At 68.5% G+C, this 17,120-nt stretch carries 15 protein-coding genes; 9 read left to right on the top strand and 6 right to left on the bottom strand.

What is annotated here, in order from left to right; all coding sequences use genetic code 11:
- Positions 1 to 27 precede the first annotated feature (27 nt).
- The 4 genes from ACZ5RK_RS00735 (at position 28) to ACZ5RK_RS00750 (ending at position 6,151) form a co-directional block, all read left to right on the top strand.
- Positions 28 to 4,137: an adenosylcobalamin-dependent ribonucleoside-diphosphate reductase gene (locus ACZ5RK_RS00735; RefSeq protein ID WP_464909309.1), complete on the top strand. Its 4,110-nt coding sequence runs from the start codon at positions 28 to 30 to the stop codon at positions 4,135 to 4,137.
- A 113-nt stretch (positions 4,138 to 4,250) separates the two neighbouring features.
- Positions 4,251 to 4,862 (top strand): phosphoribosylanthranilate isomerase, encoded by a 612-nt coding sequence (locus tag ACZ5RK_RS00740; RefSeq protein WP_464909310.1) that lies wholly within the window; start codon positions 4,251 to 4,253, stop codon positions 4,860 to 4,862.
- Between the two features lie 7 nt (positions 4,863 to 4,869).
- A complete protein-coding gene (locus tag ACZ5RK_RS00745) occupies positions 4,870 to 5,667 on the top strand; it encodes an inositol monophosphatase family protein (RefSeq protein ID WP_464909311.1) in 798 nt (265 codons plus the stop codon).
- Between the two features lie 4 nt (positions 5,668 to 5,671).
- On the top strand, positions 5,672 to 6,151 hold the full coding sequence (locus tag ACZ5RK_RS00750; RefSeq protein WP_464909312.1) for a flavin reductase family protein: 480 nt from the start codon (positions 5,672 to 5,674) through the stop codon (positions 6,149 to 6,151).
- Here the strand turns inward: ACZ5RK_RS00750 and ACZ5RK_RS00755 are convergent.
- On the bottom strand, positions 6,148 to 6,522 hold the full coding sequence (locus ACZ5RK_RS00755) for a M67 family metallopeptidase (protein ID WP_464909313.1): 375 nt from the start codon (positions 6,520 to 6,522) through the stop codon (positions 6,148 to 6,150). The two genes, ACZ5RK_RS00750 and ACZ5RK_RS00755, sit on opposite strands and share 4 nt — an antisense overlap.
- A gap of 56 nt (positions 6,523 to 6,578) precedes the next feature.
- Here ACZ5RK_RS00755 and fusA point away from each other — a divergent pair, with 56 nt between their 5' ends.
- The 5 genes from fusA to ACZ5RK_RS00780 all read left to right on the top strand — a co-directional run bounded on the left by fusA (position 6,579) and on the right by ACZ5RK_RS00780 (position 14,158).
- On the top strand, positions 6,579 to 8,552 hold the full coding sequence (gene fusA / locus ACZ5RK_RS00760; protein ID WP_464909314.1) for an elongation factor G: 1,974 nt from the start codon (positions 6,579 to 6,581) through the stop codon (positions 8,550 to 8,552).
- A 1-nt stretch (position 8,553) separates the two neighbouring features.
- Positions 8,554 to 9,444, top strand: coding sequence for an AAA family ATPase (locus tag ACZ5RK_RS00765; RefSeq protein ID WP_054647536.1), 891 nt, complete (start codon positions 8,554 to 8,556; stop codon positions 9,442 to 9,444).
- A complete protein-coding gene (gene ppsA, locus ACZ5RK_RS00770) occupies positions 9,441 to 11,834 on the top strand; it encodes a phosphoenolpyruvate synthase (protein WP_464909315.1) in 2,394 nt (797 codons plus the stop codon). The genes ACZ5RK_RS00765 and ppsA overlap by 4 nt, the downstream gene beginning before the upstream one ends.
- Positions 11,835 to 12,044: 210 nt before the next feature.
- Positions 12,045 to 12,719, top strand: coding sequence for a response regulator transcription factor (locus tag ACZ5RK_RS00775; protein WP_054647584.1), 675 nt, complete (start codon positions 12,045 to 12,047; stop codon positions 12,717 to 12,719).
- A 32-nt stretch (positions 12,720 to 12,751) separates the two neighbouring features.
- Entirely contained in the window at positions 12,752 to 14,158 is a 1,407-nt protein-coding gene (locus tag ACZ5RK_RS00780; RefSeq protein ID WP_464909316.1) for a sensor histidine kinase, read from the top strand.
- Here the strand turns inward: ACZ5RK_RS00780 and ACZ5RK_RS00785 are convergent.
- The 5 genes from ACZ5RK_RS00785 to hemA all read right to left on the bottom strand — a co-directional run bounded on the left by ACZ5RK_RS00785 (position 14,112) and on the right by hemA (position 17,086).
- Entirely contained in the window at positions 14,112 to 14,483 is a 372-nt protein-coding gene (locus ACZ5RK_RS00785) for a DUF2089 family protein (protein ID WP_464909317.1), read from the bottom strand. The genes ACZ5RK_RS00780 and ACZ5RK_RS00785 overlap by 47 nt on opposite strands.
- Complete coding sequence (locus ACZ5RK_RS00790) at positions 14,477 to 14,749, bottom strand: hypothetical protein (protein ID WP_464909318.1); 273 nt, start codon at positions 14,747 to 14,749, stop codon at positions 14,477 to 14,479. Before ACZ5RK_RS00790 ends, ACZ5RK_RS00785 begins: the two co-directional genes overlap by 7 nt.
- The gene (locus ACZ5RK_RS00795) at positions 14,746 to 15,108 is read right to left on the bottom strand and encodes an SHOCT-like domain-containing protein (protein ID WP_054647891.1); all 363 of its coding nucleotides are present in this window, start codon (positions 15,106 to 15,108) and stop codon (positions 14,746 to 14,748) included. Before ACZ5RK_RS00795 ends, ACZ5RK_RS00790 begins: the two co-directional genes overlap by 4 nt.
- A gap of 113 nt (positions 15,109 to 15,221) precedes the next feature.
- Positions 15,222 to 15,974, bottom strand: coding sequence for a cytochrome c biogenesis protein CcsA (ccsA, locus tag ACZ5RK_RS00800; protein ID WP_464909319.1), 753 nt, complete (start codon positions 15,972 to 15,974; stop codon positions 15,222 to 15,224).
- A complete protein-coding gene (hemA, locus tag ACZ5RK_RS00805) occupies positions 15,971 to 17,086 on the bottom strand; it encodes a glutamyl-tRNA reductase (RefSeq protein ID WP_464909320.1) in 1,116 nt (371 codons plus the stop codon). The genes ccsA and hemA overlap by 4 nt, the downstream gene beginning before the upstream one ends.
- Positions 17,087 to 17,120 lie beyond the last annotated feature (34 nt).

Raw genomic sequence — 17,120 nt, forward strand, 5'->3', positions numbered from 1 at the left:
CAAGATCTGGGGGTATAGGGAGGATTTATGGAGCCAGCCTTCTTTGACGAGCACGCCCAAGCCATTGCCAAGCGCCAGTACCTCCAACCCGGTGACGGGGACATCCTGGGCATGTTCCGCCGGGTGGCCCGGGAGATCGCCCGCCCCGAGCACCCCGAGGAAAGGGCCCACTGGGAGGAGAAGTTCTACGAGCTCATGGCCAGCAAGCGCTTCTCCCCGGGGGGCCGCATCCTCGCCGGGGCGGGCACCCCCCACGGCAACCTCCTCAACTGCTTCGTGCAGGGGGCCACGGGGAACCCCCCGGAGAGCTTTGAGGGCATCATGGAGGTGGCCAAGAAGCTCGCCCTGGTCACCAAGGTGGGCGGGGGGAACGGGGTGAACCTGGACCCCTACCGCTCCAAGGGAGCCGGAAAGCGCCGGGAGGTCCGGGGCGTGGCCTACCTCTCCGCGGAACACCCCGACCTCGAGGACTTCCTCCGGGGCCTCATGCGCCCGCCCATCAACCCCGACGGGCCCAAGGAGGAGATCCGGCTCAAGAACTTCACCCGCGTGGTCTACGGGGAACTCCCCCCAGAGCTAAAGGCCCTGGCGGAAGAGCGGGGGGTGCGGGTGGTGGAGGACCCCCCCGAGGGGCGCATCCTGGTCCCCGACGACATGGGGGGGATCGTGGAGGCGGCCAGGGAGGCGGCGGACCTGGCCCGGCGGGGCCTCACCCCCCACGTGGACTTCTCCCTCCTCCGCCCCGAGGGCGCCCCCATCCGGGGTAGCGGGGGAACGAGCTCGGGACCGGTGAGCTTCCTCTTTGAGATCTTTGACCACTTCCTGGAGTGGGTGGCCTGGGGAGCCGAGGAGGCGGGCCCCGTGGCCACCTTGCGCTACGTGTACGCCCCGGTCCTCCGGGTGGTGCGGCAGGGGGGGACGAGGCGGGGCGCCGGGATGGCCACCCTCTCCATTGAGCACCCGGACCTCCTGGACTTCCTCACCGCCAAAGACCTGGACCGGGAGAAGGCGGAGGGGGACATCTCCACCTTCAACATCTCCGTCCTGGCCACGGACCGCTTCCTGGAGGCCGTGGAGAAGGACGAGCTCTGGCCCGTGACCCCCGTGGAGGTCCCCGGGAAGTACTATCCCTACCCTGTGGAGGGCCCCTACACGGGCAGGCTCCCTCCCCTCCCCGAACGGGAGGACGGGGCCAAGGCCATCCCTCTCTATGGGGGAAAGGTCCCCGCCCGCTGGCTCTGGCACGAGATCGCCTGGCACGCCTGGGCCACGGGGGAGCCCGGGCTCATCTTCGTGGACCGGGTGAACGCGCTCTCGGCCTTGAAGGGTTTAGGGGAACGTTATTGGATTCGTTCCACTAACCCCTGTGGTGAGATCCCGCTCACCGTGGGCGAACCCTGCGACCTGGGGGCCATGAACCTGGCGGCCTACGTGAAGGGCGGGGAGTTCCAGATGGAGGCCTTCCGCCAGGACGTCCACACCGCCATCCGCTTCCTGGACAACGTCCTGGAGGTGAACCAGTTCGCCCTCCCCGATAACGAAATGGCGGCCAAGAAGCTCCGCCGCCTGGGCCTCGGGGTCATGGGCCTCGCCGACGCCCTCATTAAGATGGGCCTCCCCTACGACTCCGAGGAGGCCAGGGAGAAGGTCCACGAGATCATTTCGGCCATGCGGGAGGAGGCCATCCGGGCCTCCGAGGCCCTGGCCGAGGAGAGGGGCGTCTTCCCCCTCTACGCCGAGCACGAGGGCTACTTCAAGGCCCTGGGCGTCCGCCCCCGGAGGAACGTGGCCGTCCTCACCGTGGCCCCCACGGGGACCACCAGCATGCTCATGGGGGTCTCCTCGGGGATCGAGCCCGTCTTCAGCCCCTTCGTCTGGCGCAGGATCGGCGGGGAGTACAAGCCTCTCCTCCACCCCCTCTTCGTGGAGCTCATGGAGGCCTACCCGCCCGCTCCCGGTTTTGAGAAGGACGGGAAGTGGGACTGGGAGAAGATCGTGGAGGAGATCCAGAAGGACGGGCACGGCTCGGTGCAGGGGCTCCCCTTCGTCCCCGAGGCCATCCGCAAGGTCTTCCTCTGCGCCCACGACATCCACCCCCTGGACCACGTGCGCATGCAAGGGGCGGTGCAGCGGGCCTTTGACGCCGAGGGGTATGCCGCCAACTCCTTGTCCAAGTGCATCGCCAAGGGCACCTTAATCCCCACCTCCAAGGGCCTCATCCCCATTGAAGAGATCGCCCCACCCCATCCCGAGGACACCTTCGTCCCGGTGGAAGGCCTTTACACCGCCGAGGGGTACCGGATCACCGCCCACTACTACGCCGGAAAGAAGCGGGGAATCAGGGTCCGGCTAGACAACGGGGCCGAGCTTGTGGGCGCTTGGGAAAGCCACCGCCTCCTCACCCCGGAGGGCTGGCGGCTCATGCGGGAACTGAAGCCGGGGGATGTAGTTCTAGGCAAACTCGTCCCTTCCCACGGGGAAGGCGGGCTCCCCATCCCGGAGGCCAAGGGCCTCTCCTCAAGGACCAACGCCCGCAACCTTCCCTTGCCCGAAAGGATGTCCGAGGACCTTGCCCTCTTCCTCGGGATGCTGGCCGCCGACGGGTCCACGGTGGAGGCCACGGGCTTCGTGGGCATCGCCACCAAGGACCCTGATGTGGAACGGGTCTTCCAAGAGGTGGCGGGCAGGCTGTTCGGCGTGGAACCCAAGTGCACGGTAGACAAGCGCACGGGGGTGCGCAACCTTTACCTCACCTCCCGCCGCCTGGTGCGTTTCGTGGAGGCCCTGATCGGAAAAGGGGCGGCGCAAAAGCGGGTGCCCCCCCAGATCCTCCAGGGAAGCCCTGGGGAGAAGCTGGCTTTCCTCCGGGGCCTCACCCTGGATGGCTATGTTCACGCCAATGTGGGCCTCGTGGTCTACGAGGGCAGGAGCCAACGCTTGGCCTACGGGGCGGCGGAACTCGCCCGCAGCTTCGGTCTTCCCAAGGTCTACCAGGGGCGGAAGAAGGTCCTTGCTCCCAAGGAAACTTACTACGTCCACTCCGTGGCGATTTCCGGACCCCTCCAGGAACTCCTCGAGCCCCTAGAAGCCCACAAGCGGGCCAAGGTGGAGGCCCGGTACAAGGTCTTCGTTCCCCAAGAGGTCCTGGCCACCACCCGCGTGGGAACCCATCACCCGGGATACACCAACTTGAAGTCCGTGCGGCAAAGGAAGGCCCAGGCAGTCTATAACACCACCGCGGAGCGCCTAGGCTGGCCCACGGAGATCCTGGCCCACCGGGTGGTGGAGGTGGAGGAAGTGGGCGAGGTGGAGATGTACGACATCGAGGTGGAGGAGGTCCACCGCTACGTGGTCAACGGCCTTATCTCCCACAATACCATCAACCTCCCCAACCACGCCTCGGTGGAGGACGTGGAGGCCGCCTACCTCGAGGCCTACCGCACGGGGTGCAAGGGGATCACCGTCTACCGGGACGGCTCCCGGGAGTTCCAGGTGCTCACGGTGAAGAAGGACTCCCCGGCGGAGGCCAAGGGAGAGGCCAAACCCCAGGCGAAGGCCGCTTCCCCGTCAGGGGAACACCTTGCGGAAACCCCCAAGGCCCCCGAGCCCCTTAAGCCCCTCCCCGGAAAGCCCGTCCACGAGCGCCCGGGCCGCCTCCTGGGCTTCACGGACATGGTGAAGCTCATGACCCCCGAGGGGCAGAAGCGGAGCTTCCTGGTGACGGTGAACGTCTTGGAGGGAAAGCCCATAGAGGTCATCCTCACCTCCGGCAAGGCCGGGGACGAGGCCAACGCCGACTCCGAGGCCCTGGGCCGGGTGGTGTCCATCGCCCTGCAGTACGGGGTTCCCCCCGAGGCCCTGATCCGGACCCTCCGGGGCATCAACGGGGGCCTCTACGGCACCTACCAGGGGCGGCTCGTCTCCAGCAAGGCGGACCTCATCGCCGTGGCCCTGGAAACCATCCCCCAGGCCCTCAAGGGGGCCCCAGGGGTGGAGGAGGTAGACCTTCCCGCCCTCTCCGGCGGGGGCCTGGCGCTTCCCGGGGCCTCCCCCTGCCCGGTGTGTGGGGAAAAGGCCCTGGTGCGGGAGGAGGGGTGCTGGAAATGCCAGGTCTGCGGCTACTCCAAGTGCGGCTAAACGCCCGCACTTTGGCTTCGCAACTTGGGATGCCCAAGCCGGGGCTGGGGGAGACTTTTTTGGGGCCCCCACCGCGGCTTTCGCCGCGGTGGGGTACTTAGAGGCCCGGGTCCATGGGGGTTAGGGTAAGGGTCAAGATCTGCGGCATCACCCGCCTTCAGGACGCCCTCTTGGCCGAGGAGCTCGGGGCCTATGCCCTGGGCTTTGTCCTCGCCCCGGGCTCCAAGAGGCGGGTGGACCCCAAGGCCGCCCGGGAGGTGGCCTCCGCCCTCGGGCCCTTCACGGTGCGGGTGGGGGTCTTCCGGGACCAGGGGCCCGAGGAGGTCCTCCGGCTGATGGAGGAAGCCCGCCTCCAGGTGGCCCAGCTCCACGGGAGGGAGCCCCCGGAGTGGGCCGAGGCCATCGGGCGTTTCTTCCCCGTCATCAAGGCCTTTCCCCTGGAAGGCCCCGCCCGGCCCGAGTGGGCCCACTACCCCGCCTCGGCCCTCCTCCTGGACGGCCCCACCCCGGGGAGCGGCCAGGCCTACCCTAGGGCCTGGGCCGAACCCCTCCTGGCCCGGGGCCTCCGGGTCATCCTCGCCGGGGGCCTGACCCCGGAAAACGTGGGGGAGGCCCTGGCCTTGAGGCCCTACGCCATAGACCTGGCCAGCGGCGTGGAGGAGGCCCCGGGGGTGAAGAGCGAGGCCAAGCTCAGGGCCCTCTTCCAGAGGCTCTGGGGCCTATGATGGAAGGGTGATGGGCAAGGCTCACCCCTTTTTTCCCCACCTCGAGGCCATGCTGGAGGCGGCCCGGCTGGCCTGGGGCATCCACCACTACTACCTGGAAAAGGGCTTCACCCAGGGGACCAAGTCCGGCCCCACGGACCTGGTGACCCAGGCGGACCAGGAATCCGAGGAGGCCATCAAGGCCCTTCTTCTGGAGCGCTTCCCCGGGGCGGGCTTCCTGGGCGAGGAAGGGGGGGGTGAGGGAAGCGCCGCCTTGCGCTTCATCGTGGACCCCCTGGACGGCACGGTGAACTACGCCCACGGCTTTCCCTTCTACGGGGTCTCCCTGGCCCTGGAGGCCGGGGGGGTTATCCAGGCGGGGGTGGTCATGGACACCGCCCGGGGGGAGACCTTCTACGCCCTGAGGGGCGAGGGGGCCTACCTGGACGGGAGGCCCATCCGGGTCACGGAGAGAAAGGAACTTCTGGGAAGCCTTCTCGCCACGGGCTTTCCCTACGACGTGGCCAAGGACCCGGAAAACCTCACCTACTTCGCCCGGGCCCTGCGGCGGGGGCTTTTGGTGAGGCGCCCGGGGGCGGCCGCCCTGGACCTGGCCTACGTGGCCGCAGGCCGCCTGGAAGGCTTCTGGGAGGTGAAGCTGAACCCCTGGGACGTGGCGGCAGGGTGGCTGTTGGTGGAGGAGGCGGGGGGCAGGGTCACGGACCTGGCGGGGAGGCCCTACACCCTTGGGAACCGCTACATCGTGGCCAGCAACGGCCTGATCCACCAGGCGCTCCTAGAGGCCCTCCTCACCGAGGTAGAATAGGGGCATGGACCTCGAGGCCAAGAAGAAGGCCCTACGCAGCTTCACCTACGGGCTCTACATCCTGACGGCAGGGGACGGGGAGGAAACGGCCGCGGGCACGGTGAACTGGGTCACCCAGGCCTCCTTCGCCCCGCCCCTCCTCGCCCTGGGGGTAAAGCGGGAAAGCCGCCTCCACGCCCTCATAGAGCGCACGGGAAGGCTCGCCCTCATGACCCTGGCCCACGACCAGAAGGCCATTGCCCAGGACTTCTTCAAGCCCACGGTGCGGGAGGGAGACCGGCTCAACGGCCACCCCTTCGTCCCCTCCCCCACCTTCGGCCTTCCCCTCCTCACCGAGCTCCCCTACTGGCTCGAGGCCGAGGTACGCCACCTGTACCCGGGCGGGGACCACAGCCTGGTGGTGGCCGAGGTGGTGGAGGCCGGGGTGCGCTACGAGGCGAGGCCCCTCGTCATGTGGGACACGGGCTGGTTCTACGGGGGCTAAAGCACCGCCACCGCCACCTCCCGCCCCTCGGGCAGGAGGAAGGCGCGGAAGCCGTCGGTGCCGAAGATCACGTAGGGCACCCGCCAGCGGGCCTCCTGGATGTCCGTGGGGCTTGGGAGGGCGGGGCCCTGGGGGTGGGAGTGGTAGATGGCGAGGAGGGAAAGCCCCTCCCGCTCAAGCTCCCTCAAAGCCTTTAGGAGGGCCAGGGGGTCTGCCAGGTAGGCGGTGAGGGGGCTAGGGTGGACGTTGGGCAGGGGGATGACCCGCTCCACCTCCCGCCTGCCCGCCCAGAGCCCCACCCCCTCCCTGGGGGCCTCCCCCTGGAGGTGGGCCTCCGTTTCTTGAAGAAGCCTCCGCGGCAGGTAAAGCACCTGGGACAATCGCCCCCTCCTTGGCCCTATACTATGGGCACCAAGAAGGAGGCACCATGATCCGAACCGTCGCCCTGGTAGGGCACGCAGGCAGCGGCAAAACCACCCTCACCGAAGCCCTTCTTTTCTACACGGGGGCCAAGGAGCGCATGGGCCGGGTGGAGGAAGGCACCACCACCACCGACTACACCCCCGAGGCCAGGCTCCACCGCACCACGGTGCGCACCGGGGTGGCCCCCCTCCGCCACCGGGGCCACCGGGTCTTCCTCCTGGACGCCCCGGGCTACGGGGACTTCGTGGGGGAGATCCGGGGGGCCCTGGAGGCCGCGGACGCCGCCTTGGTAGCCGTGTCCGCGGAGGCCGGGGTGCAGGTGGGCACGGAGAGGGCTTGGACCGTGGCGGAAAGGCTCGGCCTACCCCGGATGGTGGTGGTCACCAAACTGGACAAGGGCGGGGACTACTACGCCCTTCTCCAGGACCTCCGGGACACCCTAGGCCCCATCCTCCCCATAGACCTCCCCCTCTACGAGGGGGGAAGGTGGGTGGGGCTCATAGACGTCTTCCACGGGAAGGCCTACCGCTACCAGGAGGGCAAGGAGGTGGAGGCGGAGGTCCCCGAGGCCGGGAAGGAGGCAGAACGCTTCCGCCAGGAGGTCTTGGAGGCCATCGTGGAGACGGACGAGGGCCTCCTAGAGAAGTACCTAGAGGGGGAGGAGGTAACGGGGGAAGCCCTGGAGAAGGCCTTCCACGAGGCGGTGCGGAAGGGCCTCCTCTACCCGGTGGCCATCGCCTCCGGGGAGACGGGGATCGGGGTCTCGCCCCTGCTGGACCTCATCCTCGAGGCCCTCCCCTCCCCCGAGGAGCGCTTCGGGGAAGGCCCCCCCCTGGCCAAGGTCTTCAAGGTCCAGGTGGACCCCTTCATGGGCCAGGTGGCCTACGTGCGCCTCTACCGGGGGAGGCTCAGGCCCGGGGACAGCCTCCAGAGCGAGGCGGGGCCGGTGCGCCTCCCCCACCTCTACGTGCCCATGGGCAAGGACCTTCTGGAGGTAGAGGAGGCGGAGGCGGGCTACATCCTGGGCCTTCCCAAGGCGGAAAGCCTCCACCGGGGCATGGTCCTCTGGCAGGGGGAAAGGCCGGAAAGCGAGGAGGTGCCCTTCGCCCGCCTGCCCGAGCCCAACGTGCCCGTGGCCCTCCACCCCAAGGGGCGCACCGACGAGGCCAAGCTGGGGGAGGCCTTGCGGAAGCTCCTGGAGGAGGACCCGAGCCTCAGGGTGGAGCGCCAGGAGGAGACCGGGGAGATGCTCCTCTGGGGACACGGGGAGCTCCACCTCACCACCGCCAAGGAGCGCCTAGGGGACTACGGGGTGGAGGTGGAGTTTTCCGTGCCCAAGGTACCCTACCGGGAGACCATCAAGAAGGTGGCCGAGGGCCAGGGCAAGTACAAGAAGCAGACCGGGGGCCACGGCCAGTACGGGGACGTCTGGCTGAGGCTGGAACCCGCCCCCGAGTACGGCTTTGAGTGGCGCATCACCGGCGGGGTCATCCCCAGCAAGTACCAGGAGGCCATTGAGGAAGGCATCCTGGAAGCCGCCAAAAAGGGCGTCCTGGCGGGATTTCCGGTTATGGGCTTTAAGGCCATCGTCTTCAACGGCTCCTACCACGAGGTGGACTCCTCGGACCTCGCCTTCCAGATCGCCGCAAGCCTTGCCTTCAAGAAGGTGATGGCCGAGGCGAACCCGGTGCTTCTGGAGCCCATCTACCAGATCAAGGTCCTCGTTCCCCAGGAGCGGGTGGGGGACATCCTCTCCGACCTCCAGGCCCGGCGGGGGCGGATTCTGGGCATGGAGCAGGAGGGGGCCTTGAGCGCGGTGCGGGCCGAGGTGCCCCTGGCCGAGGTCCTGGAGTACTACAAGACCCTCCCCAGCCTCACCGGGGGGGCGGGGGCCTACACCCTGGAGTTCAGCCACTACGCCGAGGTCCCCCCGCACCTGGCCCAGAAGATCGTCCAGGAAAGGGCCCAGGAGGGCTAGGGTGGGCCTGGCGGGGTTGAGGGAAGCCCTGGAAGAGGCGCTCTTCGGGCAGGAGGAGGCCATAGAGGCCCTCCTGGCCACCTTTCTCGCCGGGGGGCACGCCCTCTTGGAGGGGACGCCGGGCCTGGGCAAGACCCTCCTCGCCGAAAGCTTCGCCAAGGCCAGCGGCCTCTCCTACAAGCGCATCCAGTTCACCCCGGACCTCCTCCCCCAGGACCTCACGGGAAGCGAGATCTTCAAGGAGGGCCGCTTTGAGTTCACAAAAGGCCCCCTCTTCGCCCAGGTGGTCCTGGCGGACGAGATCAACAGGGCGCCCCCCAAGGTGCAGTCGGCCCTCCTCGAGGCCATGCAGGAAAGGGCCGTGACCGTAGGAGGGGTGCGCTATCCCCTGCCCAGGCCCTTCTTCGTCATCGCCACGCAAAACCCCTTGGAGCTGGAGGGCACCTACCCCCTGCCCGAGGCCCAGCTGGACCGCTTCACCGCCAAGATCCCCTTCCGCCCCCCGAGGCGGGAGGTGTGGCTCCGGATCCTCACGGAGGAGCCAAAACCCCCGGGCCCCGTGGAGGTGGACCTCCTAGGGGCCCAGGAGGAGGCCAAGGGGGTGCGGGTGGCCAAGGAGGCCCTCTTGGCCATCACCCACGTGGCCTTCCTCACCGCCGAGGACCGGCGCCTCCGCATGGGCCTCTCCCCCCGGGGGGCCAAGGCCTGGCTCGCCCTGGCCAAGGCCCTCGCCCACCTGCGGGAGAAGCCCTTGGTGGACTGGAAGGAGCTCAAGGACGCCGCCCTCCTCGCCCTGCCCCACCGGCTTTTCCTCACGGAAGAGGCCCTGTACGAAGGGGAAAGCGCCGAGAAGGTGCTGAAGGAGGCCCTAAGAAAAGGAGGGATCCCATGAAGTGGGTGCGGTTTTTCCAGGAGGTGGGCCTGGAGGACGTGCCCCTGGTGGGGGGCAAGAACGCCTCCCTGGGGGAGATGATCCGGGAGCTTGGCCCCCTGGGGGTCAGGGTGCCGGAAGGCTTCGCCACCACCAGCGAGGCCTACCGGTACTTCCTGGCGCACAACGGCCTCACGGAGGCCATGGCCCGGGAGCTAACGGGGCTCAGTCCGGACGACCCCAAGGCCCTGCAAAGGGCGAGCCGCCGCCTTAGGAACCTGATCCTCAAGGGGGAGTACCCGCCGGACCTGAGGGAGGAGATCCTCCTGGCCTACCGCAGGCTTTCCGAGGAAGCGGGGGAGGAGGAGATCCCCGTGGCCGTGCGGAGTAGCGCCACCGCCGAGGACCTTCCCACGGCGAGCTTCGCCGGCCAGCAGGAAAGCTACCTCTACGTGCAGGGGGAGGAGGACCTGCTCCTCCACGTGAAGCGGGCCATGGCGAGCCTCTTCACCGCCCGGGCCATCAGCTACCGGGCCCACATGGGCTTTGACCACCTCAAGGTGGCCCTCTCCGTGGGGGTCCAGCGCATGGTGCGGGCGGACGAGGCCGCAAGCGGGGTCGTCTTCACCCTAGACCCCGACACCGGCCACCGGGGCTTCGTCTACCTCACGGCCATCTACGGCCTGGGGGAGAACATCGTCCAGGGCCGGGTGGTCCCCGACGGCTACTACGTGCACAAGGAGACCTTCCGGCAGGGTTACCGGGCCGTGGTCTACAAAAAGCTGGGCGCCAAGGAGCTCACCCTGGCCTTTGACCCCAGGGAGGGAAGGCTCAAGAACCGCCCCACGCCCCCCTACCTGCGGAACCGGTTCGCCCTGAGGAACGAGGAGGTCCTCCTTCTCGCCGACTGGTCCTTGCGCATAGAGGAGCACTACTCCCGAAAGCGGGGAAGCCCCACCCCCATGGACATTGAGTGGGCCAAGGACGGCCCCACGGGGGAGCTTTTTGTCCTCCAGGCCCGGCCCGAGACCGTGCACTCCCAGAAGACCCCGGTCCTCCGCGTCTTCCGCCTCCTCCAGAGGGGAGAGGTGCTGGCCGAGGGCCTCGCCGTGGGAGAGGCCATCGCCACGGGGAAAGCCCGCATCCTCCAAGACCCCAAGGAGATGGACCGCTTCCAGGAGGGGGAGGTTCTGGTCACCGAGACCACCAATCCCGACTGGGAGCCCATCATGAAGAAGGCGGCGGCCATCGTCACCGAGAGGGGCGGGCGCACCTCCCACGCGGCCATCGTGGCCCGGGAGCTGGGGGTGCCGGCGGTGGTGGGGGCGGTGGGGGCCACCCAAAGCCTCCCCGAGGGGGAAGAGGTCACCGTATCCTGCGCCGAGGGGGAGGTGGGGCGGGTCTACCGGGGAAGGCTTCCCTTTGAGGTGGAGGAGGTCCGCCCCGAGGCCCTGCCCAGGACCAAAACCAAGATCCTGGTCAACGTGGGCACCCCGGAGGAAGCCCTCAAGGCGAGCCTCCTCCCCACGGACGGGGTGGGCCTCCTCAGGATGGAGTTCGTCTTCGCCAGCCACGTCCGCGTCCACCCCCTGGCCCTGACCCGTTTTAAGAGCCTTCCCAAGGAGGTCCGCCGCCAGGTGGAGGAGGCCACCGAGCCCTACGCCGACAAGCGGGCCTACTTCGTGGAGCGCCTAAGCGAGGGCATCGGCCTCATCGCCGCCGCCTTTTACCCGAGGCCGGTGATCCTCCGCTTTTCCGACTTCAAGACCAACGAGTACGCCCGCCTCCTCGGGGGGCACCTCTTTGAGCCCAAGGAGGAGAACCCCATGTTGGGGTGGCGGGGGGCGAGCCGCTACTACCACCCCGACTACAAGGAGGGGTTCCTTCTGGAGGTGGCGGCGGTGAAGCGGGTGCGGGAGGAGATGGGGCTAAAGAACCTCATGGTCATGGTCCCCTTCTGCCGCACCCCGGAGGAGGGGAAGAAGGTGCTCGAGGTCATGGCCGAGGGGGGGCTCAGGCGGGGGGAGGAGGGCCTCGAGGTCTACGTGATGGCGGAGATCCCCTCCAACGTCCTCGAGGCCGAGGCCTTCGCCGAGTTCTTTGACGGGTTCTCCATCGGCTCCAACGACCTCACCCAGCTCGCCCTGGGCCTGGACCGGGACTCCGAGAGGGTGGCCCACCTCTTTGACGAGAGGCGGGAGACGGTGAGGCGCCTTGCGGCCATGCTCATTGAGAAGGCCCACGCCAAGGGGAAGAAGGTGGGCATCTGCGGCCAGGCCCCCTCGGACTACCCCGAGTTCGCCGCCTTTTTGGTGGAAAGGGGGATTGACTCCTTAAGCCTCAACCCCGATGCCCTCCTGCGCACGGTGCGGGAGGTGGCGGAGATGGAAAGGAGGCTCGGGATCGGGTAGCTTCGGGGTGTGGCACGTCCTCGTCCCCCTGGAAAGCCTCTTCATGTACCTGGCGGTCCTGAGCCTCTACGCCTAAGTACCCCGCTCTGGCTTTCGCCAGAGCGGGGGCCCCAAAAGGGCTTCCTTGGGCCTTTAGGTAGAGGCTTACATGCCGCAGAACCGGGGCGCGGGCACCTAGCTTTCTCATGAGAAAGTAAGTACCATGGGGACATGGAACCCCCTCTGATCCTCATCGTGGAGGACGAAAAGGACATCGCCCGCTTCATAGAGCTGGAGCTCCAGGCGGAGGGCTACCGCACCGAGGTGGCCCACGACGGCATCACCGGGCTTTCCCGCTTCCGGGAGGTGAACCCCAACCTGGTGATCCTGGACCTCATGCTTCCCGTCATGGACGGGATTGAGGTGGCCAAGCGCATCCGCAAGACCTCCAACGTGCCCATCCTGATCCTCACCGCCAAGGACCGCGTGGAGGACAAGGTGGCGGGCCTGGACGCCGGGGCCGACGACTACCTGGTGAAGCCCTTCTCCATTGAGGAGCTCCTGGCCCGGGTCAGGGCCCACCTCCGCCGGGTGACCCCGGCCATCACCGGGGAGATCCGGGTGGCGGACCTCATCATCAACCTCGAGGGCCGGGAGGTCTTCCGGGGCGGGCGGCGCATAGAGCTCTCCAACAAGGAGTTTGAGCTCCTGGAACTCCTCGCCAAAAACCCCGGCAAGGTCTTTAGCCGCTACGAGATAGAGGAAAAGGTCTGGCCCGGTTACCAGGGCGGGAGCAACGTGGTGGACGTCTACATCGGCTACCTGCGCAAGAAGCTGGAGGCCGGGGGGGAGCGCCGCCTCATCCACACCGTGCGGGGCGTGGGGTACGTGCTCCGGGAAGACTAACGCCACCCCAGGCCTAGGCCGCCGGTCCCCCCATGACCCTCAGGGCCCGCATCACCCTCCTCACGGCAGGGCTTCTCCTGGTGGCCCTCCTGGCCCTGGGCATCGCCCTGGAAGGCCTTCTTAGAAGCTTCCTCTACCGGAACCTCCGGGGCGAGCTCCTGGAGGCCAGCAACCAGGTGGTGCGCCTCCTCAACCTGGGGGGGCAGGCCCTCCTGGAGGCGGGCCTGCCTCCGAGCCTTTACGCCGAGGTGCAGCTTCTCCCCGAGGAGAACCCCGCCCTTTTGGCCAAGGAAGGGGGAATCAGCCTGCAGAGGAGCCCCGCCCTGGGGCAGGGGCGGCTTCTTTTGGGCGAGGCCCAGTACCGCACCCTCCTGGAAAAGGGCGAGGTCTGGGCCCATGTGGCCCTTCCCCGGGAGGGAAGCCCCTTGCGCCTCCTGGTCTACGCCCGCCGGGTGGAGGTCAACCTCTCCGGGGCGGTGTGGAAGGGAGCGCTCCTGGTGGGCAAGCCCACGGAGGACCTGGAGGCCACCCTAAACCAGTTCGCCCGCATCTACGCTGGCACCGCCCTCCTCGTCCTCCTCCTCTCCCTCCTCCTGGCGAGAGGCCTGGTGGCCCGGGCCCTGGAGCCCCTGGAGTGGGTGGCCCGAAGGGCCGAGGCCATGCCCGAGCGCCCCGAGCCCCTCCCCGAGCCCGAAGGCAGGGACGAGGTGGCCGCCTTGGTCCGGGCCCTGAACGGCATGCTTTCCCGCATGCAAAAGGCCTTTGAGGCCCAGACCCGCTTCCTCCAGGACGCCTCCCACGAGCTCAGGACCCCCGTCACCGCCATCCTGGGGCACGTGGGCTACCTCCTCCGGCGCACCCCCCTCACCGAGGCCCAGCGGGAAAGCCTGGAGATCGTGAGGCGGGAGGCGGAGCGCATGGGGAAGCTGGTCTCAGACCTGCTGGACCTGTCCCAAAGCGGCACCTGGCGCATAGAGCCCGTGCCGGTCAGGGTGCGGGACCTTCTGGAGGAGGTGCGGGAGGAGTTCGCCAGGAGCTTTGAAGGGGAGATCCGCGTGGAGGCCCCGGAGGAGCTCTACGTGCGGGGGGACCCGGACCGGCTTCACCAGGTCATGGCCAACCTGGTCTCCAACGCCCTTAAGGCCGGGGCCAGGCACGTGTGGCTCCGGGCCTTTGACCTGGGGGACAAGGCGGTGGTCCGGGTGGAGGACGACGGGGAGGGCATCCCTGAGGAGCACCTCCCCCACCTCTTTGAGCGCTTCTACCGGGTGGACAAGGCCCGGGACCGCGAGAGGGGCGGGTCGGGCCTCGGCCTCGCCATCGTGAAGGCCATCCTCGAGGCCCACGGGGGAGAGGTCTGGGTGGAAAGCCAGGTGGGCAAGGGCACGGCCTTCAGCTTTTCCCTTCCCGAAGCCGCGCCACCGCCTCCTCCACGCTGATCTCCCCCCGGCGCAGGGCCTCCAGGACCCGCAGGCGGTCCTCCCCCGCCCTTTCCTCCTCGTAGCCCAGGGCCTTGAGGAGGGCGTCCAGCCGGGCCCGCACCGTGGGGTAGGACACCCCCAGGATCCGCTCCACCTCCTTGAGGTTCCCCCGGGTCTTGAGGAAAAGCCGCAGAAAGTCCAGGTGCTCCCGAGAAAGGAGGGCGAACTCGTTCAGGGCGAAGCGCCCGTGCACCTCGGTGCCGCAGGCCGGGCAGAAGAGGGCCTTCACCGCCAAAGGCCCCTCGCAGGCCGGGCAACGCGTAGGAAGGGGCCGGATCACCATAGCCCCACCCTCACCCCCACCCCCTCCCCCTCAAGCTCCAGAAGCACCAGGGGAGGAAGCCTTCTAAAGGCAAAGACCGCCCCCAGGGGCCCCGCCAAGGCGGCCTTCCCCCGAAGAAGGGCCCGGGTCTTGAGGAGGAAGAGGGCAAGGAGGAGGCCCCACTCCAAAGCGAAGAGGGGAAGCGCCAGGAAGAGGGGCCGGGGGAAAGGCCCCCGCACCACCAGGTAGAGGAACCTGGGGCGCAAGGGGGGGAGGCTCGGTCTCACACCACCTCCACCAGGATCTCCACCGGCTTCCCCTCCTCCTCCGCCGCGATCTCCACCAGCTTCCCCTCGGGTACCCCCTCCCGCACCGCCCCGAGGAGGTCCTTGAGGTTCACCCCCCTCCCCGCCAAGGTGGCCTTGGCCCCCTCGGGCAGGAAGCCTTCCAAAAGCTCCGCCAGGGCCAGGGGCAGGTTCACGTGGATGCGCACGGGCTTGCCCTCGTCGTAGGCGTGGACCCGCACCCTGAGGAGCCGGGCAAGCCCCTTGGGCCTCTCCTCGAGGGCCTCCAGGAGGGAAAGCGCCTCCTCCACGCCGATCTCCCCCGACCGAAGCATTTCCAGGACACGCCTCTTCTCTTCCACAAGACCCCCCTTCCACAAGCCGGACGGGCCTGTTGAGGCATAGGCCGATGTCCCGCCCTTTGGGAGGATTGTAAAGCTATCCTTTACATTTTGTCAATCCCCACTTGAGTTTTCTAAAACCCCAGCCTCGAGGGGTGCCGGGAGCCCAGGAAGGGGGCCCCCAGGAAGGCGAAGAGGAGGAGGCCGTACGCCAGAAGGAGAAGCCCGGCCCGGGGAAGCCCCTGAAGCCTCTCCTCCAGGAGGAAGTAAAGGGTGAGGAGAAGCCAGCCCAGGAGGACGGAAACCTCCTTGGGGTCCAAGCTCAAGGGGCTTCCGAAGTAGCCGAAGGCCCAGGCCATGCCGCTCCCCAGGCCGAAGGTGGCAGCCAGGTACCCCACCCGGAGGTACCCCCGCTCCAGGCGGCGCAGGCTCCAAAGGGGGGCGCCCCTCACCGCCTTCTCCGGGGTGCGCCGCAAGCGCAGGTCCTGCAGGGCGCACATCACCCCCGCCCCCACCCCCACGCTCAAGGCCAGGTAGGCCACCAGAAACGCCCCCCCGTGCAGGAGGCTGAGGAAGGGAGAGAGGCCCTCCCCGGGGTGGGGCAGGGCCTTGAGGGCGAAAAGCCCCAAGAGGAGGGAGAGGAGGACCAGGTAGCGCCTCAGGGGGGCAAGCCAGGGCCTCTCCAGAAGGGTCCCCCCCCGCAGGGCGAGAAGCCCCCCAAGGAGGAGGGCAGGCTGGGCGGGCCCGGAAAAGGGCCCCTTGAAGAGGGCATCGGCCAGGGCCGCCCCCAGGTAAAAAAGGGCTCCCCACCCCACCCCTCGAGGCCAAAAAAGCCCCAGGGCCAGGAGGACCACCCCCAGAAGGGCCAGGGGGCTCGCCGGGGTCATGGCCGGGCCCGGGCCTTGAGGGCCAGGATCAGGGGGTGGGCCCGGCGGCCCGCCTCCTTGTGCCAGGTGAGGGGGTCGGCCTCGGGCAGCTCCCGGGCCACCTCGTGGAAAAGCCTCTCCCGCAGGGCCTGGATGGCCTCCCGCACCCGGTGGCCGGCGTACCACTCCAGGTAGTCGGCCAGGGCTTTCTCCACGAGGGCCTCCACCTTGGGAACCTCCCCCTCCCGGGCCTTGCGGTTCTTCTCCACCACCCGCTCCAGGTCGTCCAGGTTGTAAAGGTAGGCGTGGGGCAGGAGGGCCACCCGGGGGTCAATGTTCCGGGGAAGGGCGATGTCCACCAGGAAGATGGGCTTGGGCCTTTTGGGCAGGTCCTCGGGGCCCACCAGGTAGTGGGGAGCCGCCGCCGAGGCCACCACCACGTCCGCCCGCCTCAGCACCTGGGGCAGGGCGGAAAGGGGGTGGGCCTCCCCCCCAAAGCGCTCCGCCAGGACCTTGGCCCTTTCCTCGGTCCGGTTCACCACCAGGACCCGACCCACCCCGTGGGCCTTGAGGTGGGTGAGGAAGAGCTCCGCCATCTCCCCCGCCCCCAAAACGGCCACGGAAAGCCCGTAAAGGTCCCCGTAGACCGCCAGGACCAGGTCCAAGGCGGCGTAGGCCACGCTCACCGCCCCCGCCCCGATCCCGGTCTCGCTCCGGGCCCTCTTGCCCAGGGCGATGGCCGACTGGAAGGCCTTCTCCAGAAGGCTCTCCGTGGCTTCATGCCTCCTGGCCAGGAAAAGCGCCTCCCGCACCTGGCCCAGGATCTGGGCCTCCCCCACCACCAGGGAGTCCAGGCCCGCCGCCACCCGATAGAGGTGGCGCAAGGCCTCCTGGCCCTCCTTCACGTAGAGGTGGCGGGGAGCCACCCCCCGCTCCAGGAGGAGGGCCCGGGCCTTCTCCGGGCTTCCCACCCCGTAGAGCTCCGTGCGGTTGCAGGTGGAAAGGACCACCCCCTTGCCCAGGCGGCGAAGAACGGCGGGGAGGGCCACCACCGGGTCCAAGGCGGCCCGCTCCCGCACCTCCAGGGGGGCGGTCTTGTGGGAAAGGCCCACCAGGTAAAGGGGCAGGGCCATATTCTCCCGAGAGTATACGCCAAGGGGGTGGGGA

Source organism: Thermus kawarayensis JCM 12314 (assembly GCF_055393575.1).